Genomic DNA, 24357 nt, shown 5'->3' with positions numbered 1-24357 from the left:
CGGACGGGGAGGCAATCAGGGCTCGGTCCGGCTGGTCGCCGGACGAGGGATTTTGGGACATGGTGAGGAATCCTAGAGCGCAAGGAGCTCCCGGCGTGCGTCGGCGTGTCGTCGACCTCGGTCGGCAAATTCGCGATGAAGCGCGATGAGCCGATCGATTCGTCGTCCGAGATCGGTATCCGAGCCGGCGCATAGCGCCTGGGTCTCGCGGAGGAGGTTGGAGAGATCCGCCGCAGCATTCGCGTCTTCCTCGGCCCATCGCTGGGGCTTCTGGTCGAACAAAGCGACCAGGCGATCACGGAGAAGATCGATGCGATACCCGCACTCGATCGTGGCCGGTCGGGCCACGATGTCTTGTTGCGCGAGCCCCGCGTAGATCCCAACCAGTGCGTAGAAGATGGCGACAACGGCGGCCACCACCCACAACACAATGAGTTGCCGATCACGAGTACGACGTCCTGGGGCGGCTTGGGTCAGTGCGCGGCAAGTCTCCCAGGTTCCCCCCAAGGGGTCAAGCGGCCGAGCGGCGCCCGGGGCGCCACCAGGACTCCAACCAGGCGAACTCGGCTGCAGGGTGAGGCGCCTCGGCACCGCGCTGGCTCACGACTCGGGCCGGCGGTGAAGCTGTCTTTTGTGCCAGGTGGCTACTCTGCCGCGGCGGCCGCCGTCCGGGCGATGAAGCGGACGATCTGATTCTGCGGCACCCGGAGCGGGCTGGACACTGAACGGATCCGGCGGATCTGGCAACCCTCTCCGGGAAGACAGGTTCCGGGGGCGTTGAGGTCCAGCGGCTCGCCGTCGGGATGCAGGAGCCCCTCGCCGCTCGTGAGGTCGAGCGGGATCACCCGACTGTTGCTGACGAAGTCGTCGAGCTCGACGGTGTAGACCGCGCCGGGGGTCAAGGCGAGCTGCTCGTCCATGTCTTCGAGGTCGGCGACCATGAGCCCGTCCTCCTGCTCGACCAGCAGGGGGCTGTCCTCGCGGAGATCGACGACGACGAGCTGCGACGGTCCGAGGGCGCTGTTCTGCGCCGTCACCGTCGGCAGCGCAGTGACGAGGTAGACGCCGGGGTTGACCGGGATGACGTAGTCACTCTGCTTCGTGACGGCGTCGTAGATCGTGGTGGCGTTGTAGAAGTAGGGGCCGAGCAGGGTGGTCGGGTCCTCGCCCAGGATGACGCGCTCCGCCAGGACCTCCGCCGGGACGCATGTGTCGCCCTCGCAGCGCACCTTCCCCCGCAGCAGGACGCGGGGCTTGAGATCCTGCTCCCCCAGGCGGGTGGAGTCGGAGGCGATGGTGGCGTCGATCAGCGCCGAGCGGAACAGCGAGCCCACCGGCGGCTCGACCCGCAGGACGTAGGACTGGCTGTTGCCGTTGGTGGGACCGGGGCTGAGGTTGACGGTGCACTCGTCGCCGTCGCCGGTGCAATCGGCCGCGCCGTAGGTGACGCGCACGCGACCCTGCTCGTCGGCGCCGCTCAGCGGCATGCAGGCAGCGGCCGCCCAGGTGGCAGGGTCGGGGATGGCGAAGTCGCCGACGACGGTGATCGCGGGCTTTACCCAGCAGGTCGTGGGCGCGTCAGGCGGCGGCTTGGTCGCGGCCTCGGCCAGGCACGAGGTGTCGCAGCAGGTCCACTCCTGCTCGGCGTAGTTCTTGAACAGGCGCCCGGGCGCGCCCCTCAGCGGGATCTGGACCTCGTGCGCGGGCCGCCAGGTGGGCAGGCAGATCCGCCCGAGCGGGGTGCTGCCCATGAGGTCGCCGACGAGGAAGGTCAGGACGACGCGGTAGTTGAGGCGCGGCAGGCCGAGGCGGGCGTCCGGCGAGGCGCTGACGACGAACTCCATCGTCCGGTCGGCGGTCGGGTTCTCGTCGCAGTAGGTGTAGACCCACGCGGACACCGCGGCGTCGTCCTTGACCTCGGCGGTGACCTGCTTGATGGCCGGCCGATCGGTCAGGTCGAGCGCGCACAGCTGACGGTCGACCCGGCACACCTGTCCTGCGGGACACTCCGAGTCGCGCTTGCAGCCGCACTTCTTCTTGTCGTCGACCGGGTCGGGGTAGCACCCGTACGGATCGGGACACAGGCCGGAGGAGCACTCCTGGTTGGGCGGGTTGACGACCGTCTCGACCGAGCAGGTCGCCGGAGTCTCGCCCATCGGATTCGGGTCACACACCGGCGTCTCGGGGTCGCCGTCGTCGGCCCGCCCGGCGTGGCGCATGTTGACGACGACGGTCGGCGGCGGATCGAGCGGCGGCTCGACCGCCAGCGGGCCGTCGGGGAAGCGGATGTTGCCGAGCACGCGACGGTGACACTCGCGGACGGTGAAGATCTCGAACGTGTCGTCCTCCGGCGTGTCGGTCTTCTTGCGCATCAGCTGCCGGGCGACGATCCCGCGGCCCCACTGGAACGGCTGGTCGCCGGCGACGTCGTCCTGGTAGGTCAGCTTGGCGTAGAGCGGCTGATCGGCGCCGATGTCGCGGACGTCGTAGCGCGGCCAGGCCTTGAACACCGGCTCGGGGTCCGAGCCGTCGGCGGGCGGCGTGAAGGTGAGGTCGGTGACGACGAACGGCGGGCGGGCGAACCGCGACGGCTGCTGCAGCTCGATGCTGGCGGCCACCGGGACGTTCTCCCCCGTGCCCTCCTCGAGATCGTCGAACTGCTGCTCGAGCACCGTGATCCGCAGGCGCTCGCGGACCTCGTCGCGGTCGACGTAGTAACGATTGGGCAGGCGATCGAGGATGCGCTTGAGCGCCGTGTCTTTGCCGCGGAGCTCGAGCCGGAACGCGGGCTCCGCCGTCTGCACGTCGAGGGCGATACCTCCGTACTTGGGCAGGTCGTTCTCGTAGCAGATGTTGTTGTTACAGACCTGTCCGCTGAGACAGTCCGTGTCGTCCATGCACGACTGGTCCTGCTCGTCGCGCGCCTCGGTGGAGCAAGCGGCGGCCAGCAGGGCCGCGACCAGCTGCCGCCTCGTCACTGCGCCTCTTCCTCCGACTGACACTGAGTGTCGCAGTCCGTGTCGCAGCTGAACACGTAGTGGATGCTGTCGTAGGTGGCGCCGTTGGCGATGTCGGGGACGCCGTACTGGCGGGCGCCCTCCGGCGGGAGGAACCACGCGCGATCGGTGACGATCACCGTCAACGTGTGAAAGCCCTCCGACAGCCGCTCCCGGCCGCCGTTGCACAGGTCGATGCCGAACTCCTGATCGCTGCCGAAGAGGAGCCGGCGGAGCTGCGGATCGCGGCGGCCGGGCGGTTTGTACGGAATCTCCGTGTAGTCCTCGAGCGGCCCCTCGGGGTCGTAGTAGCTCAGGTAGTCGACATGGTCGTACGGCGTGTCCGAGCGGGACGGCACGTCGAGCAGGAGCGCCGCGTAGATGTCGTCCTTCGGGGTGCGCTTGCGCGGCTCCTCGTCCTGATCCTCGACGTAGACGGTGAAGTCGAACAGCTTGGTGTCCCGGAGCGGCTCGGGGCACGTGCAGAAGGCGAACTTCGTGACGTCGTCGATGCCGTCGAACTCGACGTTCGTGGGGTCGAGGAAGTGCGGCGGGGCGTCCCGGGGATCGGAGTCGCCCGGCTGCGGGCAGCGCCCCGCCATCATGTCCTCGTCGTTCGTATCGCACGAATCATTGGCATACTTCGACAGCAGCACCGGCTCGATGATCCGCACCGCGTAGCGGTTGGTGATCGAGGTCTGCTCGAACTCGATCTCCCGGTCCGGCAGCACGCACGAGAGGACGCCTGGCGCGAAGGACAGGGCGACAAGGACGAGTCCGAGGCCGGGGCGGGTCATCGCGGGGCGGCTCCCTTTTCGCCTTCCTTTTCGAGGTGGCGGAAGATCGTGCGCGGGTCGACGCCGAGGTCGCGGGCGGTCTTGGTGCGGTTGCCGGAGTTGAGCGCGAGCACGCGGTTGATGTAGTCGCGCTGCCACAGCTCGCGCGCCTCGGCGAGCGGGAGGATCTGCTCGGGGTTGGCGATCTCGACCGGGCCGGGCTGGCCGGGCACCTCGATCTCGAGGTCGAGGTCGCGGGCGGTCAGCGACGGGCCGTCGGCCAGCACCAGCGCCTTCTTGATGTGGTTCTCGAGCTGGCGGATGTTGCCGGGCCAGGCGAAGCGTAGGAGGCCGCGCTCGGCGCTGGGGTCGAACGGCCGCGCGGGGTCGATCTTCGACCCGTACTCGCGGGCGTAGCGGGTGACGAAGTAGCGGGCGATGAGGAGGATGTCGTTGCCGCGCTCGCGCAGGGCCGGCAGGTGGATGTCGATGACGTTGAGGCGGTGGAACAGGTCCTCGCGGAAGCGGCCGGCCTGGACCTCCTTGGCGAGGTCGCGGTTGGTGGCCGCGACCACGCGGACGTCGATCGGCTGGGTGCGGGTGTCGCCGACGCGCTGGATCTGCCGGTCCTGCAGCACGCGCAGCAGCTTGACCTGTAGCTGCATCGGCATCTCGCCGATCTCGTCGAGGAAGATGGTGCCCTTGTCGGCCGCCTGGAACTTGCCGACCTGGTTGGTGACCGCGCCGGTGAAGGCGCCCTTGATGTGGCCGAACAGCTCCGACTCGATCAGGTTCTCGGGGATGGCGCCGCAGTTGACGGTGACGAGCGGCCCCTTGGCCCGCGGCGAGCGGTTGTGCAGCTCCTGGGCGATGAGCTCCTTGCCGGTGCCGGTCTCGCCGGTGACGAGCACGTTGATGTCGGTGCCGGCGACCTTGTCGACGCGCTTGAACACCTCGATCATCTGCGGGCAGGCGCCGATGATCTGGCCGAACTTGACCTGATCGAGGCGCTTCTGCAGGCCGGCGCTCTCGTCGCGCAGCTCGCCGAGGGTCTGGGCGTTCTTGATCGAGAGCGCGGCCTGGGTGGCGTAGACCCGCAACATCTCGAGCTGGCTCGGCTTGAACAGGTTCACCACCGAGTTGTTGCCGACGTAGATGAGGCCGATCAGCTCGCCGCGCACGATCATCGGCGCGCACATCACCGAGCACAGCTTGAGGTTGATGACCGACATGCTGTTCTGGAAGCGGCCGTCGTTCAGCGCGTCGGAGATGATCTGCGGCTCGCGCGAGGTGATGACCTCGCGCAGGATCTTGTCGCTCAGCAGCTGCTCAGGGTCGTCGACCGGCTGGCGATCGAGGCCGCGGGCGACGCGGATGGCGTAGCGCTCGCCCTCGGTCAGGACGAGGAAGCCCTTGCTGGCGCCGGTCAGCGCGACGACCTGATCGATGAGCTCGGACAGCAGGCCGTCGAGGCTGCTCTCGGCCCGCGCGAGCAGCTCGGAGAAGCGCTGCAGGTTGCGCATGGCGTCGATCTGCAGGCGCGCGGCGCTCTCGGGGTCGGCCGCCGGCGCCGGCGGGTCGACGGCCGAGAAGGTGACCTCGACGTTGCCGATGAGCAGGACGTCGCCGTGGCGCAGGACGTGCTCGCGCAGCTTCTTGCCGCCGACGAAGAACACGGCGCTGCGGCTCGACGACTCGACCTTGAAGCTGCCGGCGGTGTGCTCGAGCGTGCAGTGCGAGGGGGCGATGTCGGGGCCCTGCAAGACGAGGTGGCAGTCGCGCGAGGAGCCGATCTGCGTGATCCGGTGGCGCAACAGGAAGCGCTGGGTGACGCCGTCGGGGCCGGTGTATTGCAGGTGGGGCATGCGGTTCTCAGAAGCGGATCTTGACGCCGAGACCCCCGCCGCCCGGGACGAGCGTGGGAGCCGGCGCGATCTGCAGGATATCACTTCGGCGCAGGCCGCTCGACCGGGGCCCGGGCTTGGCGGTGGGCTCCTTGGCCGGCTTTTTCTTGCCGCGCGCGTCGTCGTCGTCGCCCTTGAGCTCGCTGCGGGGCACGCGGACCCGCTTGGCGGTGCTGAACGGGCGGAACAGGATCTGCGCGAGGACGATGTCGAGGGCCAGGCTGCCGAGAAAGAGGATGCCCATCGTCTGCTCGGCGTTGCGGATTGCCAGACCGGGACCACCGTCAGGCAAGTCGCAGACCAGAGAGCCCGGTTGGTAGCCGTTCAGGCGGTCGCAGGCCAGCGCGCGGGTGATGAACAGGCCGAGCGCGGTCGCCCCGAGCGCCAGCTCGCTGGCCAAAAAGACCCCGCCGAGGCCCTTGCGGCCGTTGTAGAAGTGGCCCACGCCGAACGGCACCAGCGCGACGGCGCGGTTGCGGGCGACCTTCTCGACGACCTCGACCTCCTGCTGCTCGTAGGCCTTGCGCAAGCGCTCGTAGTCGCGGCCGAGCGCGCCGTGGCGGACCTTGAGCTCGTCGAGGTCGGCGATGCAGGCGGCCCGCTCGCCCTTGCACATGTTGAAGCTGGAACGGTCGCGCTCCTCGCGGAGGCTGTTGTAGAGGTCGTAGAACGCCTTGCTGTGGGTGTCGGCCGGCGGCCGCCAGTCGGGCGACGAGGCCAGGAGGCGCTTGATGTACCCGGTGGCCCACTCCTGGCTGACCGGGGCGATGTCCGGATCCTGCAAGGTGGCGTCGGAGAGGTAGCGCAGCGCGGCCTCCTCGAGCAGCGGATCGCCGAGCTTGCGGCCGTCCTGCAGCATCGGCTCGAGCAGCGCGCGCACGCGGGCCCAATTGCCCTGGCTCCACGCCTGGATGGCGGCGTTGACCTTGTCGTTCTCGGTCGTGGGCACGAGCGGCGGCGCGGGCGTGGTGGGCGGTCGCGCGTGGACGGGCGACGCGAGGGCGACACCGAGAGCGAGCGAGCAGGCGAGGAGGCGCATGCGGAGCGGGTGGACGCGACGCTACAGCGGCGTGAGAGCGATGGGGAACGAATTGCGGCCGGGGCCGATCCGCTGCTTGAAGGTCTTGCTGGCGTATCCCTGCGCGCGCACCTCGATGACGATCTCCGCCTCGAGCTGGACGCCGAGGTCGATGTCGGGGAAGCGCTCGACGTCGAGGAGGTGGGGCCGCGTGTCGGGGCAGGGGCCGCTGACGCACACGATGGTGGTCTGCTGCGGGTTGCCGGTGAAGTCGAGGATCGCCTTGAGCGGCTTGACCGGCAGCTCGATCGGCGTGCCCGGGCGACAGTCGCCGCGCTCGACGGTGACGTGGCCCTTGTACTTGGGCCCCGCGACGTGGACCAGCGCGCGCTCGCCGGGCAGGTCGAACTCGACGACCTCGCTGCGCAGCGGCTGCTTGAGCTTGCCGATCTGCAGCGAGTGCAGGCCGCCCTGCAGCAGCACGACCGGCATGCCGACGACCCGCACGGAGCACGGCGTGGTGGTGGACGCGGCCTTCGGCGTGGCCTTGGTCGGCTCGACCGGGCGCACGCCGACGTTCTTGCGCGGGGTCGGCGGCTCGACGACGACCTTGGGCTCCTCGCGCGGCGGCTCGCTCGCCTTGGTGGCCTTGTGCTCGGGCCGGATCGCCGTCGAGGGGACGATGCCGCCGCCCGCGCCCTCGTCGCCGGGGCGGAAGTTCTCTTCTGTCGGCGGGGTCATGTACAAAAGGACAGCCCCGCCGCTGACCGCCGCCGTGGCGAGTAACGCGGCGCCGCCGGCCATCAGCCGCTTGACGGTGCGCTCGCGGGTCCGCAGCCGCGAGAGCATCAGCTTGGCCTGCTTCTGGTCGCGCTCGAGCTCGAGGACGCGGCCGAGCAGGCGGATCGCGCGGGCGCTGTGGCCGGCCTTGGTCGCGCCCTCGGCCCGGGTCATCAGCGCGTTGCAGATCCGCTTGTCGAGCTGGTCGACGTGGCGGTCCGGCTCGGTGAAGTAGGCGGTGACCTCTTCCTGGGTGGCGGTGACGCCGACCTCGTCGAGGTAGCGCTCGAGGTCGCGGACCAGGTCGTCGGCGGTCTGGTAGCGCTGCTCCGGCTCGCGCGCGAGGGCGCGGTCGATGATCGCCTCGAGCTCGTCGTCGACCAGCGAACAGATGATGCTGGGGCGCGTGTACTCGGCCTCGGCGATCCGCGCGAGCACCTCGTGCGGGTTGCGGCCGGAGAACGGCAGCTCGCCGGTGGCCAGCTGGTAGAGCATGACGCCGACGGCGAACAGGTCGGTGCGCGAGTCGATCGGCTTGCCGTTGATCAGCTCCGGCGCCATGTACGCCGGGCTGCCCAGCAGCTGGCCCGTCATGGTGAGCTTCTGATGGTCGATGATCTGGGCGATCCCGAAATCCATCAGCTTGAGGCAGCCGTCGCTGCGGATCATGACGTTCTCGGGCTTGATGTCGCGGTGGACGATGCCCGACTTGTGCGCGTGGCCGAGGGCGGCGCACAGGCGGTGGATGATCAGCGCGGCGAGGGCCGGCCGCGGCCGCCAGCGCGTGTCGAGCCACTCGCGCAGGGTCATGCCGTGGATGAATTCGGTGACGAGGTAGCTCTCCGCCTCGCTCTCGCCCGAGTAGTCGTAGATCTCGAGGATGTTCTCGTGGCGCAGCTTGGCGACCGTGATCGCCTCGCGTCGCAGCCGCGCCCGCGACTCCTCGCGCCCCGCCATGTGCGGGTGGAGGACCTTGATCGCTACTTCGCGGCTCAGGACCGTGTCGATGCCGCGGTAGACCACGGCCATGCCCCCATGCCCGACCTCGCTCTGGATCTCGTACTTGTCGAGCTTGGTTCCGACCAGGGTGGGCATCGCGGGAAGGGCTCCGTCCGTGTACTACAGATCGACCCCGGAGGGGCACAAGGCCGGTTCCGCGCGACGGGCAGATCGGCTCCAGCGGGTGATTCTTCGGCCCCGAGAGTCCGAAGCAGAGGCCGAAGCAGAGGCCGAAGCAGAGGCCGAAGCCGGGCGGCGGGCGCGACCGGAGGAGGACGGACCGGCCCTTAGACACCGCCTTCGCGCACCTCTCCGGCGCGAAGGTGCGCCCGGGCTCCGCGCGCCGGGCCGATCCGTGGTAGGGGAAAGCAGCGTTCCATGCCCCGCTCCGGTTTCGTGCCCCAGCCCGCCGAGGGGCTGACCTTCCCCAACGCCCTGGAGATGTTCGCCGCGCGCGTGCGACGCACGCCGGCGGCCACGGCGCTGCGCTACAAGCTGCGTGGGAGCTGGCACACGCTTCAGTGGCGTGATTGGCACCAGGCCAGCCGCGCCCTCGCGGCCGCGCTGGTGCGCACCCACGGGGTCAAGCCCGGCGACCGGATCGCCATCCTCGCCCGCACCCGCGTCGAGTGGGCGCTCGTCGACCTGGCCATCGCCATGGCCGGCGCCGTCAGCGTGCCCATCTACCCGAGCGTCACCCCGGAGCAGGCCGCGTACATCCTCCGCGACTGCGGCGCCCGCCTGGCGTTCGCCGACAACCCCGGGTGGCCCGAGCGCCTGCGCGGCCGCGACCACGCCCTGGTGCATACGTTCTGCTTCGACGAGGCGGGGCCCACGGCGCCCGACTGGAGCGCCTTCGAGGCGCTCCAGACCCTCGGCGAGGTGGAGCTGGCCGAGGCCGAGGCCGCGCTCGAGGCGATCGCCGACGAGCTGTCGCTGACCGACGACTTCACGTGGGTGTACACGTCGGGCACCACCGGCCGCCCGAAGGGCGCGGTGCTCACCCACCGCAACATCGTTTACGAGGCGTGGGCGATCAAGAGCGTGATCGCGGCCGACCACGCCGACGAGCAATTGATGGTCCTGCCGCTGGCCCACGTGTTCGGCCGCCACCTGCTGTGGGGCGCGGTGGAGCAGGGGACGGTCTCCGCGTTCGCCGCCGACCCCGCCGAGCTCGAGCTGGATCTCGTCGCGGTCGCCCCGACTTTCATGGGCGCCGTGCCGCAGATCTACGAGCGCCTCTACGCGCAGATCCGCGCGGAAATCGCCGCCGCCGGCAAGCTCGCCGAGGCCAGCTTCGCCTGGTGCTTGCAGGTCGGCCGCAAGGTCAGCATGTGCCGCCAGCGCGGGCAGGCGGTCCCGGGCGGGCTGGCGCTGAAGGCGAGCGTGGCCGACAAGCTGTTCTTCGCCCGGATCCGCCAGCGCCTCGGCGGCCGCCTGCGCTTCTTCGTGTCGGGCGGCGCGCCGCTGGCCCGCGAGGTGGCCGAGTTCTTCCACGCGCTCGGGGTCCTGATCCTCGAGGGCTACGGGCTGTCGGAGACCACCGGCGCGTGCACCGTCAACCGCCCCGATCGGTTCCGCTTCGGCACCGTCGGCCCGACCATGCCCGGCTGCGAGCTGCGGATCGCCGACGACGGCGAGGTGATGGTCCGCGGGCCCGGGGTCATGCGCGGCTACCACGACCTGCCCGAAGAGACCGCGGCCGCGATCGACGCCCAGGGCTGGCTGCACACCGGCGACATCGGCGAGCTTCACGACGGCTTCTTGACGATCACCGACCGCAAGAAGGACCTCATCATCACCTCGACCGGCAAGACGATCGCACCGCAGCCGCTCGAGCGGCGGCTCGAGCTGGCCGAGGGGATCGCCCATGTGCTGGTGGTCGGCGACGGCCGCCCGTACCTGGCGGCGCTGATCGCCCTCGACGAGGAGGCGATGCTGGCCCGCTCGCGCCAGGAGGGGCTGGGCGCCCGCCGCCTGGCCGATCTCGTGCGGCACCCGCGGATCGTGCAGATCGTCCAGGGCCACATCGACGCGCTCAACGCCGATCTCGCCAGCTACGAGGCGATCCGCCGCTTCTCTCTGGTGACCACGCCGCTGACGATCACCGGCGGCGAGCTCACCCCGACCGGCAAGCTGCGCCGCCGCGAGGTCCAGGACCGCTACGCGGCCCAGATCGCTGCGCTCTACCCGGATTCCGGCCAGCGGGCGGCGGCAGGATGAGGGCGCGAGGGGCGCGGGCGAGGCCTTCGCGTCTGCCTGCGTGGCCGCTTCGCTTTATGCTTGACGCCCTCGGGCGGTTGCGCTACCTAGGCAGCCCCTCGCCGGCACTGGCGAGCAGCACGAAAACTCAGGGCCGTAGCTCAGTTGGTTAGAGCGCTACCTTGACACGGTAGAGGTCGACGGTTCGAATCCGTCCGGTCCTATGGAAAGTGGAAACGCCGCTGAGGCTCGCCTCAGCGGCGTTTTTCTTGTTTCTCGCTCGCTCCGACGGCTCGCCTTGTGTACGCTTCGCGCCCCATGGCGGACGAACACGCGCAAGAGATCGAGCACATGATCGACCCTTCGGTGCCGAATCTGTCGCCGATCGAGACTTTGCGGCACAGCGCGGCCCACGTGATGGCTTCGGCGATCAAGCGGCTGTGGCCCGAGGCCAAGCTGGCGTTCGGGCCTCACACCGAGGACGGCTTCTACTACGACATCGACATGCCGCACCGCCTCGTGCCCGAGGACTTCGCGGCGATCGAGGCGGAGATGCAGAAGGAGGTCGACGCGCGCCACGCCTTCGTGCGCGAGGAGATCGCCCGCGACGCCGCGATCGAGCTGTTCCGCGGCCTGAACGAGACCTACAAGGTCGAGGCGATCGGCTCGATCCCGGCCGGGGCGACGCTGACGCTCTACCGCAGCGGGGAATTCGTCGACCTCTGCCGCGGCCCCCACGTCAAGAGCACCGGCGACGTGCGCGCCTTCAAGGTGATGAGCATCGCCGGGGCTTACTGGCGCGGCGACGAGAAGCGGCCGCAGCTGCAGCGCGTGTACGGCACCGCGTTCGCCGACCGCAAGGAGCTCAAGGAGCACCTGCGCCTGCTCGAGGAGGCCAAGGCCCGCGACCACCGCAAGCTCGGCAAGGAGCTCGGGCTCTTCTACTTCGACCCGATCGCGCCGGCGAGCCCGTTCTTCACCGGCCGCGGGGCGACCATCTACAACCTGCTGCAGGCCTACGTGCGCGGGCTGTACCGCCGCCACGGCTATCAAGAGGTGATCACGCCGCAGATCTTCGACATGGATCTGTTCCGCACCTCGGGCCACTACGATCACTACAAAGAGAACATGTTCGCCTGCACGGTGGACGAGCGCGAGTTCGGGGTGAAGCCGATGAACTGCCCCGGCCACTGCATTCTGTTCCGCCAGTCGCACCACAGCTACCGCGACCTCCCGCAGCGCCTGGCCGACTTCGGCCGCCTGCACCGCTACGAGCGCGCCGGCGTGGTCCACGGGCTGACCCGCGTGCGCAGCTTCTGCCAGGACGACGCGCACATCTTCTGCACCGCCGACCAGGTCGGACAGGAGATCGCCAACGTCACGGCGATGATCCTCGAGTGCTACAAGACCTTCGGCTTCGACCGGCCGGAGATCGAGGTCAGCACCCGGCCGGCGTCGTTCCTCGGCGAGCTCGAGACGTGGAACCGGGCCGAGGCCGCGCTGATGGCCGCGCTCGACGGCGCGGGCCTGCCGTACACCATCAACCACGGCGACGGCGCCTTCTACGGGCCGAAGATCGACTTCAAGGTCCGCGACGCGCTGCGCCGCAGCTGGCAGCTCGGCACCGTCCAGCTCGACTTCCAGCTGCCCGAGCGGTTCGGCCTCGAGTACGTCGCGTCCGACGACTCGCGCGGGCGGCCGGTGATGATCCACCGGGCCATGCTCGGCAGCCTCGAGCGCTTCTTCGGCGTCTACCTCGAGCACGTCGCCGGTCGCTTCCCGACCTGGCTGGCCCCGGTGCAGGTGGCGATCTTGCCGATCACCGCGGCGCACCACGCGTGGGCGGGCGAGGTCGAGGCGGCGCTGGTGGCTCGCGGCCTGCGGGTCCACACCGACCTGCGCAACGAGAAGCTCGGCCTCAAGATCCGCGAGGCCACGCTGCTGCGGGTGCCGACGATGCTGGTGCTCGGCGACAAGGAGGTCGAGGGCAGGGGCGTCGCGCCGCGCAGCCGTGACGGTCAGACGGGCGCCCTCGAGCCCCTGGCCGGCTTCGTCGAACGCATGGCCGACGAAGCACGGATCCCGTCCTGATCTGGTGACGGCGCGGTCACGAATGGGACCGCGCCGACGGGCATCATGGGCCGAAAATCACGGGCCGAAAAATCACGGGCAGGCCGCCCGGTCCCCGCCGCAGCCGTCGCGGGGCAGCCGGCTCCGCGGTCCGGGGCCGGCGCTGCGTGCCGCGCGTCGAAGGGGCTTGACGGCGCGTCCATAATTGCACACAAAATGGCGCCCCGGCTGGGGAGGTGCGCGAAGCTCGCCTCTACTCGCCGTTTTTCTCTTGAAGGAGTACCGCCATCGGCCGCAGACAACAGAAGCCCAAGCCCCGCGTCGAGACCCATCGCGTAGGTCGCCGGATCCGCGTCAAGGAAGTCCGGGTGATCGACGCCAATGGCGAACAGCTTGGGATCATGCTCACCCAGGATGCCATGGCGCGCGCGGAGGAAGCGAACCTTCAGTTGGTTGAAGTCAACCCGAAGGCCAGCCCTCCCGTGTGCAAGATCATGGACTACGGGAAGTTCAAGTACGAGACCGCCAAGCGCGACCGCGAGGCGAAGAAGAACCAGAAGACGACGGAGCTCAAAGAGGTCAAGTTCCGCCCGAAGACCCATGACCACGACTTCGACTTCAAGACGCGGCACATCCGCCGCTTCTTGGACGAAGGCGACAAGGTCAAGCTCGTCGTCCAGTTCCGCGGTCGCGAGATCACCCACCCCGAGACGGGCCGAGCGATCCTTGAGAAGGTGATCCGCGAGCTCGTCGACGTGGCCACGGTGCTCCAGCTGGCGCAGATGGAGGGCAACCGCATGAACATGGTGCTCGCCCCCAAGCCGCAGCGTCCAGGCACCGTGAAGCCCAAGCCGCCCGAGGGCCCGATCGTCCGTCCTGCTGCTCCGCCGCCGCCGCCGCCGTCCTCCACTGACGACGACGACGAGGGCTACGACGACGATTTCGACGACGACACGACCGGTCTCGACGATCCGGACGCTGACGCCGCCAACTAAACCGGGGCAGGTGGCGCCGTCCGCCTGCTCGAATCCGTGAGTCAACACAAAACCAGCGGCCAAACCCGGACCTCGCGTCCATGGGCGAGCTGGGGTATCTCCAGGCCCCCCGTCACGGCGCAACGCGCCAGAACTGGCCCGCTCCTTAGAAGGCGCCATCATGCCCAAGATGAAGTCCCACTCCGGCGCGAAGAAGCGCTTCCGCTTCACCGCTTCCGGCAAGGCCAAGCGAAAGCACTCGCACAAGAACCACATCCTCACCAAGAAGCACAGCGACCGCATTCGCAAGCTCAAGGGCATGACGATCGTCTCCGAGCCCGACCAGCGGCGGATCGAGATCATGCTTCCGAATGGGAGGACCTGAACCATGCCTCGCGCAAAACGTGGATTTAAGGCGCGGCGCCGCCGCAATCGTATTCTCAAGGCCGCGAAGGGTTTCCGTGGCGGCCGCTCGCGGATGTTCCGCCGCGCGCTCGAGGCTGTGCACCACGCGTGGATGCACATGTACACGAGCCGCAAGGGCCAGAAGCGGGTCATGCGGCGGCTGTGGATCGTCCGCCTCAACGCCGCGGCTCGCCTGCACGGGTTGAGCTACAGCCGCCTGATCGAGGGCCTCGGCAAGGCCGGGATCGCCCTCGATCGCAAGGTCCTGTCGGACCTCGCGGTGTTCGACAACGCGGCGTTCGGCAAGGTCGTCGCCGAGGCTCGCGGCGCGCTCGCGTAGCGAACCATCTCCTCGGGCCCGTCGTGCCGCTCGCGCGTCGGGCCCGAGTCGCGACTTCATCCCGGCGCGCCGCGACCGACCGTCCCGGCGCTCCACCCTGAGACACCGTTCGAGCCGCGCTGCCGGCTCGTCGCCGTTTAAGCGGGCGGCGAGGGCGGCGGAAAAGAGGCACACTCTCGCCATGCCAGCACGTTTGGCCACGCAGCTCGCGGCCTTCCAGGAGGCGCTCGCCCGCGTCGACTCCGAGGCCGCGCTCTACGAGCTTCAGGTCGCCTATCTCGGCAAGAAGGGCACCGTCACCCAGCTCCGCGGCGAGATGGGCAAGCTCCCGCCGGAGCAGCGCAAGGGCTTCGGCGCCGAGTGGAACCGGGTCCGCGACGCCATCGAGGCCGCGCTCGAGGAGCGCCGCACCTATCTCAAAGACCAGGCGCGGCGCCTCGACCTCGCGCGCGTCGAGGACCTGACGCTGCCGCCGCTGCGGCCGCCCGCCGGCACGCTGCACCCGCTGTCGCAGACGCGCCGGCGCCTGAGCGAGAGCTTTCAGCGCCTCGGCTTCTCGCTGGCCGTCGGCCCGCACGTCGAGCACAGCAAGTACAACTTCGACGACCTCAACGTGCCGAAGAACCACCCGGCGCGCGACATGGCGGACACGTTCTTCATCCGCCCGCACCGCCACCCAGGCTTCGACGATCACTCGGACAACGACGCGGCGATGCGCCTGCGCGCCGGCGAGCTGGTCCTGCGCACGCACACCTCGCCGGTGCAGGTGCGGACGATGCTGACGCAGAAGCCGCCGATCCGGATCGTCGCGCTCGGCACGACCTTCCGCTGCGACGACGACGCGACCCACAGCCCGATGTTCCACCAGATCGAGGGCCTCTACGTCGACCGCGGGGTGACCATGGCCGACCTCAAGGCCACGCTGATGGACTTCACCCGCGACTTCTACGGCCGCCGCCTCGACGTCCGCTTCCGGCCCAGCTTCTTCCCGTTCGTCGAGCCGGGCGCCGAGTTCGACATCGGCTGCCCGTTCTGCGGCGGCGACGGTTGCAACCTGTGCAAAAGGACAGGTTACATCGAGATCGGCGGCTGCGGCATGGTCCACCCGGCGGTGTTCGAAGCCTGCGGGATCGACCCCGAAGTCTACACCGGCTGGGCGTTCGGCTTCGGCGTCGATCGCATGACGATGTCGCAGCACGCCGTCCCGCACCTGCGGCACATGTTCGAGGGCGATGTCCGGTTTCTGGAGCAGTTCCCGTGAAGATCTCGCACCAGTGGCTCAGTGAAATGTTCGCCGAGGGCGCGCTCGACGCGGCGCTCGCGGCCTGGTCGGCCGAGGGCAAGGGCGCGGCCTACACCCGCCTGCTCACCGGCCTGGGCCTCGAGGTCGAGGCCGTCCACGCCGTCGGCGAGGGCGTGCGCTCGATCGTCGTCGGCGAGATCCGCGGCAAGTCGCCCCACCCGAAGGCCGACAAGCTGACCGTCGTCGAGCTGTTCGATGGGACAGGTGTCGTCCAGGTCGTGTGCGGCGCCAGCAACCTGCCGCCGCTCGGCGGCAAGGTGGCGTTCGCCCCGGTCGGCGCGGTGCTGCCCGGCGGCCTGGCGATCGCCGCCCGCGAGCTGCGCGGGGTGCCGTCGCAGGGCATGATCTGCTCCGAGACCGAGCTCGAGATCGGCGCCGACGACAGCGGGATCCTCGTCCTGCCCGAGGACTGGCGCGCCGGCGATCGCCTGGTCGACCGCGTGCCCGGGATCGTCGACACGATCCTCGAGCTCGGCGTGACGCCGAACCGGCCCGACGCCCTCGGCCACATCGGCGTGGCCCGCGACGTCGGCACCAAGCTCGGGATCCCGCTGCGGCCGCCGCAGGTCCGCCGTCCCGACGCGCCGAACACCCCGGGCCTGGTGACGATCGCGGCGACCGACCGCTGCGGGCGCTATCTCGGCTATGTCCTCGAGGACATGTCCGTGCAGCCATCTCCGCTGTGGATGCGGGTCCGGCTGCACCGCGTCGGCCTGCGGGCGATCAGCAACGTCGTCGACGTGACCAACTTCGTGCTGATGGAGTGCGGCCAGCCGCTGCACGCGTTCGACCGCGACCGCCTGGTCGAGGGCCGCGTGGTGGTCCGCCGGGCCGAGCGCGACGAGCCGATGACGACGCTCGACGGGACGCAGAAGCTGCTGACCGCCGACGACCTGGTGATCGCCGACGCGAGCGCGCCCCAGGCCCTCGCCGGGGTGATGGGCGGCGCGCAGTCGATGGTGCACGCGGGCACGCACCACCTGCTGCTCGAGGCCGCATGGTTCGCGCCGCCGGGGATCCGGGCGACGGCTCGCCGCCACGGCTACGCGACCGACTCGAGCTACCGCTTCGAGCGCGGGGTCGATCACGGGGTCGGGCTCGAGCGGGCGGCCCTGCGCGCGCTGGGGCTGCTGATCGAGCTGGCGGGCGGCCGCTGCACTGCCTGGACCGACGCCGCCGGCGAGCGCCCGCCGCAGCCGACCATCGCCCTGCGCCTGCCGCGGGTCGCCGCGCTGCTCGGCGTCGACGTCCCGGTCGACACCGCTCGCGCGGTGCTCACCGGTCTCGAAGTACAGGTCCGAGAGGACAGCCCCGAGGTGTGGACCTGCGTGGCCCCGACGCACCGCCCGGACCTCCGCCGCGAGGTCGACCTGATCGAGGAGCTGATGCGCTTCCACGGGCTCGACAAGGTGCCGGCGCGCCTGACCGTGCCGGCCGAGGCGCGCGCGGCGGCCCACAGCGACCCGATCACCGAGCTCGGCGACCGCCTGGCCGAGGGCCTGCGCGACGCCGGCCTGCACGAGCACGTGGCGATGGCGTTCGTCGCCGAGTCGAAGGTCGAGTTCTTCGCGGTCCCGCCCGAGCGGCGCGTGCGGGTCGAGAACCCGATGCGCGCGGCCGGGGTGATGCGCACGCACATGCTGCCGGGTCTGCTCGACGCGCTGGTGCACAACGTGGCCCGCCACACCCGCCCGGTCCGCCTGTTCGAGGTCGGCCGCACGTATGCCTGGCCCGAACGACATGTCCCGAAGGACGGGCCGACTGCGGCCATCGACGTGCTGCTGCCGCGCGAGCGCGCGGTCGCGGCGGCGCTGATCTACGCCGGGGCCAGGGGCGGGGGCGAGGCGCGCGAGATCACCGGCGCGGCGGTGCAGGCGCTGGCGCGCGTGGGCCTGCGGGCGCGGCCGATCGATCCGCCCGCGCCCGTCGCCCACCTCCACCCGGGCGTGCAGGCGGCCCTGGCGGTCGACGGCACCGTCGTGGGCGAGGCGGGCGAGGTCCACCCGGACCTGGTACGCGCCTGGGACCTGCCCGAAGGGACACGTGTGTTCTACGCCGAGATCGACATCGAGGCGATCCCGCCGCGCGCGACCGCGAAGGCGCGCGACCTGCCGCGCTTCCCGTCGACGGCCCGCGATCTCTCGCTCGAGATCCCGCTGACGCTGAGCGCGGCGCGCGTGGTCGCGGCGCTGACCGCCGCGGCCAGCCAGCGCGCCGGGGGCAAGACGGGTGACGAGGTGCGCCTGGCCACCGACTCGTTCGGCGAGCCGGCCATCGAGGTGCTCGAGGACTACCGCGGCGCCGGCGTGCCGGCCGGGCACCGCGCGCTGCTGTTGCGCCTGCACTACGCGGCGGAGCAGCGCTCGGTCACCGACGACGAGGCGCAGGCGCTGCACACCTCGATCGTCACCGCGGCTTGCGAGGCCCTTCGCGCCGCGGCGCCGACGGTCCGCCCGCGCTGACTCGCGTCGCACATGTCCGGAAGGACAGACATGCTCCGCCCGCGAGGCGGAGCATGCACCTTTCTCGCGACTGAGCATGTGTCCTCGAGGACAGCCGCCGGCGAACGCTCGCGCGCCAGTCGGAGCGGCCGTGGGACCGCTCCTCGGCGGCTGCTCCGCCGAGTAGGTCTGGCCGCGCCGGCTGTGTCCCGAAGGACAGGCGCGGGCGCCGGCCTCGTTCAGCGGTCCGGCCGGCCGGCCGAGGCACTGCAAGCGGCGCCGGACGACTCGCCGCGACGCACCCACGCGTCGAGATCACGCCGGCGAGATCTTCCACTCCTCGCATCGCCGGCGAGCCGGTGCTGGGGGGAGGATCTCGGCGCGTCGGCGCGGCGCGCACGGGGGTCGACATCGACCTGCTCCGTGTGCCAGCTTCCCCGCCCGCGATGACCACCCCGGCCGACTTCGATCCCGTCCCCGTGCTCGCCCGCGACCTGCAGCTCCCCGAGCGGGGCGTCGCCGCGGTGGTCCGTCTGCTCGCCGAGGGCGCGACCGTGCCGTTCATCGCCCGCTACCGCAAGGAGGCCACCGGCGGGCTCGACGAGGTCCAGATCCGGGCCATCGAGGAGCGCCGCACCTACGTGCTCGAGCTCGAGGATCGCCGGCGCGCCGTGCTCGACACCATCGCTGCGCAGGGGCTCCTGACCGACGAGCTGCGGGCCAAGATCCTCGCCTGCGACACCAAGGCCGCGCTCGAGGACCTGTACCTGCCGTTCAAGCCCAAGCGGCGCACGAAGGCCATGGTGGCGCGCGAGCGCGGCCTGCAGCCGCTCGCCGATCGGATCCTCGCCCAGCCGGACGACGGCGAGCCGCAGGCCGAGGCGGTCAAGTTCGTCAAGGCCGAGCTCGAGGTGCCCGACGTCAAGAGCGCGCTGGCAGGGGCGCGCGACATCGTCGCCGAGGTCGTGGCCGAGTCGCCCGAGGTGCGGGCGATGGTCCGCGAGGTGTTCGCCAAGGAGGGCACCGTGCGCTCCGAGGTGATGGCCGACAAGGCCGGGCAGCCGACCAAGTTCGAGCAGTACTACGAGCACGAGGAGCCGGCCGCGAACATGCCGTCGCACCGGTTCCTGGCCGTCCGTCGCGGCGAGCAGGAGGGCGTGCTGCGGGTGAAGATCGGCGTCGGCGTCGACTCCATGACCCCGCGGATCGAGGCGCTGGCCAAGGCGCGCGCGGGCACCCCGTTCCACGCGGAGATGGTGACCGCGGTGCGCGACGCGTTCGTGCGCCTGCTGGCGCCGACGATCGAGACCGATGTGCGCATCGAGCTGAAGATGAAGGCCGATCGCGAGGCGGTGCAGGTGTTCGGCGACAACCTGCGCGCGCTGCTGCTGGCGGCCCCGTTCGGCGGGCGGCGCGTCATCGGCGTCGACCCCGGCCTGCGCACCGGCTGCAAGTGCGCGGCGCTCGACGAGACCGGGACCTACCTGGCCCAAACGACACTTTATACCAGCCAGGGCGCGGCCGCGGCGACGCGCGCCGAGCAGGATCTGATCGCCTTCGTCCGCGCGCACAAGCCCGACGCGATCGCCGTCGGCAACGGCACCGGCGGGCGCGAGGCCGAGGCGTTCGTGCGCGCGGCGCTGGCCTCGGCTGACCTCAAGGACATCCTCGTCGTGCCCGTCAGCGAGGCCGGCGCGAGCGTCTACAGCGCCTCCGAGGTCGCGCGCGAGGAGCTGCCCGACCTCGACGTGACGATCCGCGGCGCGGTCTCGATCGCGCGCAGGTTGCAGGACCCGCTGGCCGAGCTGGTGAAGATCGATCCGAAGGCGATCGGCGTCGGTCAGTACCAGCACGACGTGTTCCAGCCGCTGCTGGCCAAGAAGCTCGACCAGGTGGTCGAGAGCTGCGTCAACGGCGTCGGCGTCGACCTCAACACCGCGAGCGCGCCGCTGCTCTCCCGCGTGGCCGGGTTGCGGCCGACGGTGGCCAAGAGCGTGGTCGAACACCGAGCTCGCCACGGCGCCTTCGCCAGCCGCCAGGCGCTGCTGACGGTGCCCGGCCTCGGGCCCAAGACCTTCGAGCAGGCGGCGGGCTTCCTGCGGATCCGCGGCGGCGAGCACCCGCTCGACGCGTCGGCGGTGCACCCCGAGCGCTACCCGCTGGTCGAGGCGATCGCGGCCGACCTCGGCGTGCCGCTGGCGAAGCTGGTCGGCGACGCAGGGTTGGCGGCCAAGATCCCGGTGGCGCGCTACGCCACCGAGACGGTCGGCGAGCCGACCCTGCGCGACATCGTCGCCGAGCTCGGCAAGCCGGGTCGAGACCCGCGCGATCGCTTCGACCCGCCGAAGTTCCGCGCCGACGTGACGACCATGAACGACCTCAAGGTCGGCATGACGCTCGAGGGCGTGGTCACCAACGTCACCGCGTTCGGGGCCTTCGTCGACGTCGGCGTCCATCAGGACGGGCTCGTCCACATCTCGCAGCTGGCGGACCGCTTCGTGAAGGACCCGCACGAGGTCGTGAAGGCCGGCGACCGCTTGAAGGTGCGGGTGCTCGAGGTCGATCTCGAGCGAAAGCGCATCGCGTTGACCGCCAAGAGCGACGCGCCGCGCGGACCCGGGGCCCAGCCCAAGGTGCAGGAACGCACGCCGATGAACAAGGGGCGGGGTCCGAAGCCCTCGGAGCCGCCGGGGCGCCAGCAGAGCTTCAGCAATCAACCGTTTGCGCGGCTGCGCAAGCCCTGATCGCGGCGAGCAATCGGTCTGCGGGCCCGGTATGATGAGGTGCTCGCGCCATGCCCGACGAGACGCCCGCTATCCGCGCTCACTACTCCAAGCTGGCGCTCAAGCGCCTGCGCGCCTACCCGGAGGGCAAGGGCAGCGGGATCCGTGAGCGCGTCGGCAGCGAGCGACTGGCGGTCATCCGCGACGCCGCCAGCCTCGACTGGGTGCCGGTGGCGACGGTGGTCGCGCTGTGCGACGCGATCCTCGAGGTGCTCGGCGAGGAGGCCGCGCGTGGGTTCTGGACCGACCTCATGCGCGACAGCTACGACCACGGGATCCTGAAGCCGTTGACGATGCTCGCCGGCTTCGGCCTCGGCAAGTCGGCAATGTCGGGGCTGGTGAAGACGGCGCCGCGGGCGTGGCTGCTGTCGAGTCAGGCGTGCGGGACGCTTGAAGTCATCGACGACGCGACGGGGCTCAAGCTGCGCAGCCACGACCTGGTCCCGGAGATCTTGCACAGCCGCGGCTTCCTCTGCGTGTTCTACGGGGCATGTCGGGCGATGCTCGACGTGTTGAAGAGCCGCGCGAAGCTGGAGATCTACGCGCACGAGGTCGACGGCAAGCCGCAGCTCGGGTTCAGCTTTCAGCTCGAACCTTGAGCGCGCCGGTTCGGCCCTGCGAGCGCGCCCCGGGCGGTCCCGACGCCGTCCCCGGTGGTATGGGGCGTCAGGGCGAGTTCGCCCACACGCGTGTGCGGGCCCGCCGGTGCGCGTCAGTGACGCATCGGCGCGCTTTGTGATAGCTTCCGGTTCCCCAGGAGGCAGAATGTTGAAGCGCTCGTTGTTCATCGCCGCGGCTTTTGGCCTGTTCGTGGTCGCCGACGCCGGATGCAAGAAGCAGGAGGAGTCGACGGCACCCGAGGAGGTCGCCGAGGAGACCCCGAAGAAGAAGGGGGTGAGCGAGGACAACGAGGAGAGCATGGTCGCCGCCGGGCCGAGCTCGAGCGAGGGCGAAGGCGAGGCCGCGCCCGCGACCACCGACATGGACGCCGCCGTCGCCAAGGAAGACGCGAAGGTCAAGAAGCCGGAGGTCAAGGAGGTCTGCAAGACCAAGACAGTCGGCAAGGGCAAGGCGAAGAAGAAGGAGACCACCTGTGAGATGGTCGACAGCAACCCGAAGCTCAGCGCGTCGATCGGCGTGAACTCGCTGATCAAGGGCTTCGAGTGGGGCATGAGCCCGGATCAGGTGCTCGCCAAGCTGGGTGAGTCGATCAACAAGTACTTCGACGACCAGCTGAAGGAGACCAAGAACCCGATGGACCAGGATCGGATCCGCAAGGAGCGGAACGATCAGATCAACGAGCTCAAGAAGGGTCACATCAAGTTCGCGTCGTCGACCAAACACAAGTGGGGCGTCTCGCTCATCCAGTACGAGTTCGCCGACGACAACAACGAGGAGATGATCTGGGTCAAGGAAGGCTCGAAGCTGCGCAAGTTCTACTTCTTCAAGGACGGCCAGCTGTGGAAGATCGTCTACGCGTTCAACAAGGAGAAGTGGCCGGACAAGGACTACCAGGGCGTGGTCGACGGCTCCTTCAAGAAGTGGTTCGGCGTCAACCCGGCCGCGAAGGTCAAGCAGGACCCGAAGACCGCCGCCGTGCTGCTCCGCTACAACGAGTGGACCGGTGAGAAGAACGAGAAGGTCCGCTCGTTCGACATGACGGAGGTCCACGGCGTCGTCGTGGTCGCGGTCATCGACGGTGTGCAGGAGGCCGGCATCGGCGAGCGCCTGCCCAACATCAAGGGCGACGACAAGTTCACCGACACTGTCGGTGACGTGCTCGGCACCTCCGATGTCTCCTACGACGAGAAGGGCAACATCATCGAGGGCAAGACCCCGACCAAGTGAAGCCCGGGCGCGCGGCGCCTATCTGAATGGCCATGTTTTCGCGGCCCTGTTCTTCGGAGCAGGGCCGCGGCGCTTTCTCGAGAGAGCGTCTCGCTGCCTTCTGGTGGGGAACAGGCCCGCCGTGTCGGCGGAGGCGCGAGCTCCTGGTGGGGAACAGGCCCGTCGTGTCGGCGGAGGCGCGGGACTTCAGGCGGCACCTGCGCTCGTGGCCGACAAGGGGCTTGCGACTGAAGACGCCCCGTTCGTGGCCGCGACACGGGCCGATTGCGACCGACGAGGTCCCGCTCGCGGCGACAGGAGGCGCTTGCGACCAGCGAAGCACCGCTCGCGGCTGCGAGAGGAGGCGATTGCGACCGACGACGGTGGCTCGTGGCCGCGACACGAGGCGCTTGCGACCGACGACGCTCTGCCTGTCGCGGCGGCAGGACGCACTTGCCAGCGATGGCGCCGCACTTCGGTACCGACGAGACTCGCACCGGCTCTTCGCATCGTGACGATTTCGTACAAGTCTTTTTGGACATGTCTGAAAGGGAATATTGTCGCGGTGTGGGCGCGTCGCGGGTTCGCCGCGAGGGGCGGTATCACTCGGGCGCGCCAGCGCGAGCGGGGCGAGTCGGCAGGAGAGGCCCGACGCGGCGCCGATGTCACGGTCGGGCTTGCGACGGCCGCTACGCCGCGCTACACGGCCGCCGATGCGACGCATGACCTTGACCTTCTTGCTGACTTCGCTGGTTGCCTGCGGCGAGACCGGCGACACCACGGCCACGACCGTCACGGACTCGACGGCCGCCGACACCACGACCACGACGGCGGCGACCGACGCGACGACGAGCGAGCCGACGACCGCCGACGAGCCAACGGCCGGCACCGACAGCGCGAGCGAGGCGGACACGTCGACCGGAGAGACGACGACCAGCGCGACGACGGACGCGACGACGGCGGTCGACACGACCGGCGAGGGCACCACGACCGAGACGACGGCGGTCGACACGACCGGGGAGACGACGGCGGTCGACACGACCGGCGAGACGACGGACACGACCGGCGACACCGAGGGGACTTCGCCGCTCTTCATCGCCATCGTCGACGCCTACCTGTTCGCCAACTGCATGCCGGAGATCGAGCCGGATCCGGTCCAGGGCACCTGGTACGTCGAGTTCGACAACACGGGCAACCCGAACGACACCTCGGTGGTGCTCACCGCGGCCTCTCTGTCGCTCGAAGACGCCGACCCGCCGATGATCGAGCCGATCAAGGTCTCGCCGCTCGAAAGCCCGCCGCTCGCCGCCGGCGACTACGTCAGCGTGGAGATGGCGAAGCTGCCCGGCATGGCCCACAGCGCCTGTGATCACTGCGACGAGTTCTACACTCTGGCGCTCGAGTACGACGAGGCCGGGGTGAAGCACCGCGTCGAAGAGGCGGTCACGATCTCCTGCTCGTTCTGAGCCGCGTCCGCTCTCATCGCGGCCCCGCGTCTTCGCCCGTGCGTGCGCCGGGGCCCTCTCGACGACCAGGACG

At 70.0% G+C, this 24357-nt stretch carries 17 protein-coding genes and 1 tRNA gene; 12 read left to right on the top strand and 6 right to left on the bottom strand.

Translation table 11 applies throughout. The annotated features are described in order from the left end of the window. Window positions 1–72: 72 nt before the first annotated feature. From O0S08_RS22970 to O0S08_RS22945, 6 genes are all read right to left on the bottom strand, one after another. Window positions 73–417 (bottom strand): hypothetical protein, encoded by a 345-nt coding sequence (locus tag O0S08_RS22970; protein WP_269041363.1) that lies wholly within the window; start codon window positions 415–417, stop codon window positions 73–75. Window positions 418–644: 227 nt separating this feature from the next. After that, a complete protein-coding gene (locus O0S08_RS22965) occupies window positions 645–2978 on the bottom strand; it encodes a hypothetical protein (RefSeq protein WP_269041362.1) in 2334 nt (777 codons plus the stop codon). Beyond that, the gene (locus tag O0S08_RS22960) at window positions 2975–3793 is read right to left on the bottom strand and encodes a hypothetical protein (RefSeq protein WP_269041361.1); all 819 of its coding nucleotides are present in this window, start codon (window positions 3791–3793) and stop codon (window positions 2975–2977) included. The genes O0S08_RS22965 and O0S08_RS22960 overlap by 4 nt, the downstream gene beginning before the upstream one ends. Beyond that, on the bottom strand, window positions 3790–5637 hold the full coding sequence (locus tag O0S08_RS22955; RefSeq protein WP_269041360.1) for a sigma 54-interacting transcriptional regulator: 1848 nt from the start codon (window positions 5635–5637) through the stop codon (window positions 3790–3792). The genes O0S08_RS22960 and O0S08_RS22955 overlap by 4 nt, the downstream gene beginning before the upstream one ends. A gap of 7 nt (window positions 5638–5644) precedes the next feature. Beyond that, entirely contained in the window at window positions 5645–6715 is a 1071-nt protein-coding gene (locus O0S08_RS22950; RefSeq protein WP_269041359.1) for a hypothetical protein, read from the bottom strand. A gap of 21 nt (window positions 6716–6736) precedes the next feature. Continuing rightward, window positions 6737–8569: a serine/threonine-protein kinase gene (locus tag O0S08_RS22945; RefSeq protein ID WP_269041358.1), complete on the bottom strand. Its 1833-nt coding sequence runs from the start codon at window positions 8567–8569 to the stop codon at window positions 6737–6739. Between the two features lie 282 nt (window positions 8570–8851). Here O0S08_RS22945 and O0S08_RS22940 point away from each other — a divergent pair, with 282 nt between their 5' ends. The 12 genes from O0S08_RS22940 to O0S08_RS22885 all read left to right on the top strand — a co-directional run bounded on the left by O0S08_RS22940 (window position 8852) and on the right by O0S08_RS22885 (window position 24284). Continuing rightward, on the top strand, window positions 8852–10696 hold the full coding sequence (locus O0S08_RS22940; protein ID WP_269041357.1) for an AMP-dependent synthetase/ligase: 1845 nt from the start codon (window positions 8852–8854) through the stop codon (window positions 10694–10696). 129 nt (window positions 10697–10825) lie between these two features. Then, a tRNA-Val gene (locus tag O0S08_RS22935) sits at window positions 10826–10899 on the top strand. Window positions 10900–10993: 94 nt separating this feature from the next. Beyond that, on the top strand, window positions 10994–12766 hold the full coding sequence (gene thrS, locus O0S08_RS22930) for a threonine--tRNA ligase (RefSeq protein WP_269041356.1): 1773 nt from the start codon (window positions 10994–10996) through the stop codon (window positions 12764–12766). Between the two features lie 347 nt (window positions 12767–13113). Further along, window positions 13114–13740 (top strand): translation initiation factor IF-3, encoded by a 627-nt coding sequence (gene infC / locus O0S08_RS22925; RefSeq protein WP_371879542.1) that lies wholly within the window; start codon window positions 13114–13116, stop codon window positions 13738–13740. A gap of 160 nt (window positions 13741–13900) precedes the next feature. Beyond that, window positions 13901–14104, top strand: coding sequence for a 50S ribosomal protein L35 (rpmI, locus tag O0S08_RS22920; protein ID WP_096333201.1), 204 nt, complete (start codon window positions 13901–13903; stop codon window positions 14102–14104). Between the two features lie 3 nt (window positions 14105–14107). After that, on the top strand, window positions 14108–14464 hold the full coding sequence (rplT, locus tag O0S08_RS22915) for a 50S ribosomal protein L20 (RefSeq protein WP_269041355.1): 357 nt from the start codon (window positions 14108–14110) through the stop codon (window positions 14462–14464). Between the two features lie 181 nt (window positions 14465–14645). After that, the gene (gene pheS / locus O0S08_RS22910) at window positions 14646–15725 is read left to right on the top strand and encodes a phenylalanine--tRNA ligase subunit alpha (protein ID WP_269041354.1); all 1080 of its coding nucleotides are present in this window, start codon (window positions 14646–14648) and stop codon (window positions 15723–15725) included. Continuing rightward, window positions 15722–18229, top strand: a complete 2508-nt coding sequence (pheT, locus tag O0S08_RS22905; RefSeq protein ID WP_269041353.1) for a phenylalanine--tRNA ligase subunit beta — start codon at window positions 15722–15724, stop codon at window positions 18227–18229. Before pheS ends, pheT begins: the two co-directional genes overlap by 4 nt. A 425-nt stretch (window positions 18230–18654) precedes the next feature. Beyond that, window positions 18655–20952, top strand: coding sequence for a Tex family protein (locus O0S08_RS22900; protein ID WP_269041352.1), 2298 nt, complete (start codon window positions 18655–18657; stop codon window positions 20950–20952). A gap of 50 nt (window positions 20953–21002) precedes the next feature. Further along, window positions 21003–21590 (top strand): hypothetical protein, encoded by a 588-nt coding sequence (locus tag O0S08_RS22895; RefSeq protein ID WP_269041351.1) that lies wholly within the window; start codon window positions 21003–21005, stop codon window positions 21588–21590. Window positions 21591–21759: 169 nt separating this feature from the next. Then, a complete protein-coding gene (locus O0S08_RS22890) occupies window positions 21760–22839 on the top strand; it encodes a hypothetical protein (RefSeq protein ID WP_269041350.1) in 1080 nt (359 codons plus the stop codon). Between the two features lie 692 nt (window positions 22840–23531). After that, the gene (locus O0S08_RS22885) at window positions 23532–24284 is read left to right on the top strand and encodes a hypothetical protein (protein ID WP_269041349.1); all 753 of its coding nucleotides are present in this window, start codon (window positions 23532–23534) and stop codon (window positions 24282–24284) included. Window positions 24285–24357: the final 73 nt, after the last annotated feature.

The organism is Nannocystis punicea (assembly GCF_026965555.1).
Lineage (GTDB): Bacteria > Myxococcota_A > Polyangia > Nannocystales > Nannocystaceae > Nannocystis > Nannocystis punicea.
This window is presented reverse-complemented; position numbering and strand designations above follow the sequence as displayed.

Excerpts from the sequence above, each read along its gene's own strand:
- O0S08_RS22945 (WP_269041358.1), bottom strand. The coding sequence starts at position 8,569 with ATGCCCACCCTGGTCGGAACCAAGCTCGACAAGTACGAGATCCAGAGC.
- pheS (WP_269041354.1), top strand. The coding sequence starts at position 14,646 with ATGCCAGCACGTTTGGCCACGCAGCTCGCGGCCTTCCAGGAGGCGCTC.
- rplT (WP_269041355.1), top strand. The coding sequence starts at position 14,108 with ATGCCTCGCGCAAAACGTGGATTTAAGGCGCGGCGCCGCCGCAATCGT.
- O0S08_RS22940 (WP_269041357.1), top strand. The coding sequence starts at position 8,852 with ATGCCCCGCTCCGGTTTCGTGCCCCAGCCCGCCGAGGGGCTGACCTTC.
- O0S08_RS22885 (WP_269041349.1), top strand. The coding sequence starts at position 23,532 with ATGCGACGCATGACCTTGACCTTCTTGCTGACTTCGCTGGTTGCCTGC.
- O0S08_RS22895 (WP_269041351.1), top strand. The coding sequence starts at position 21,003 with ATGCCCGACGAGACGCCCGCTATCCGCGCTCACTACTCCAAGCTGGCG.
- O0S08_RS22955 (WP_269041360.1), bottom strand. The coding sequence starts at position 5,637 with ATGCCCCACCTGCAATACACCGGCCCCGACGGCGTCACCCAGCGCTTC.
- rpmI (WP_096333201.1), top strand. The coding sequence starts at position 13,901 with ATGCCCAAGATGAAGTCCCACTCCGGCGCGAAGAAGCGCTTCCGCTTC.
- thrS (WP_269041356.1), top strand. The coding sequence starts at position 10,994 with ATGGCGGACGAACACGCGCAAGAGATCGAGCACATGATCGACCCTTCG.
- O0S08_RS22960 (WP_269041361.1), bottom strand. The coding sequence starts at position 3,793 with ATGACCCGCCCCGGCCTCGGACTCGTCCTTGTCGCCCTGTCCTTCGCG.
- O0S08_RS22900 (WP_269041352.1), top strand. The coding sequence starts at position 18,655 with ATGACCACCCCGGCCGACTTCGATCCCGTCCCCGTGCTCGCCCGCGAC.
- O0S08_RS22950 (WP_269041359.1), bottom strand. The coding sequence starts at position 6,715 with ATGCGCCTCCTCGCCTGCTCGCTCGCTCTCGGTGTCGCCCTCGCGTCG.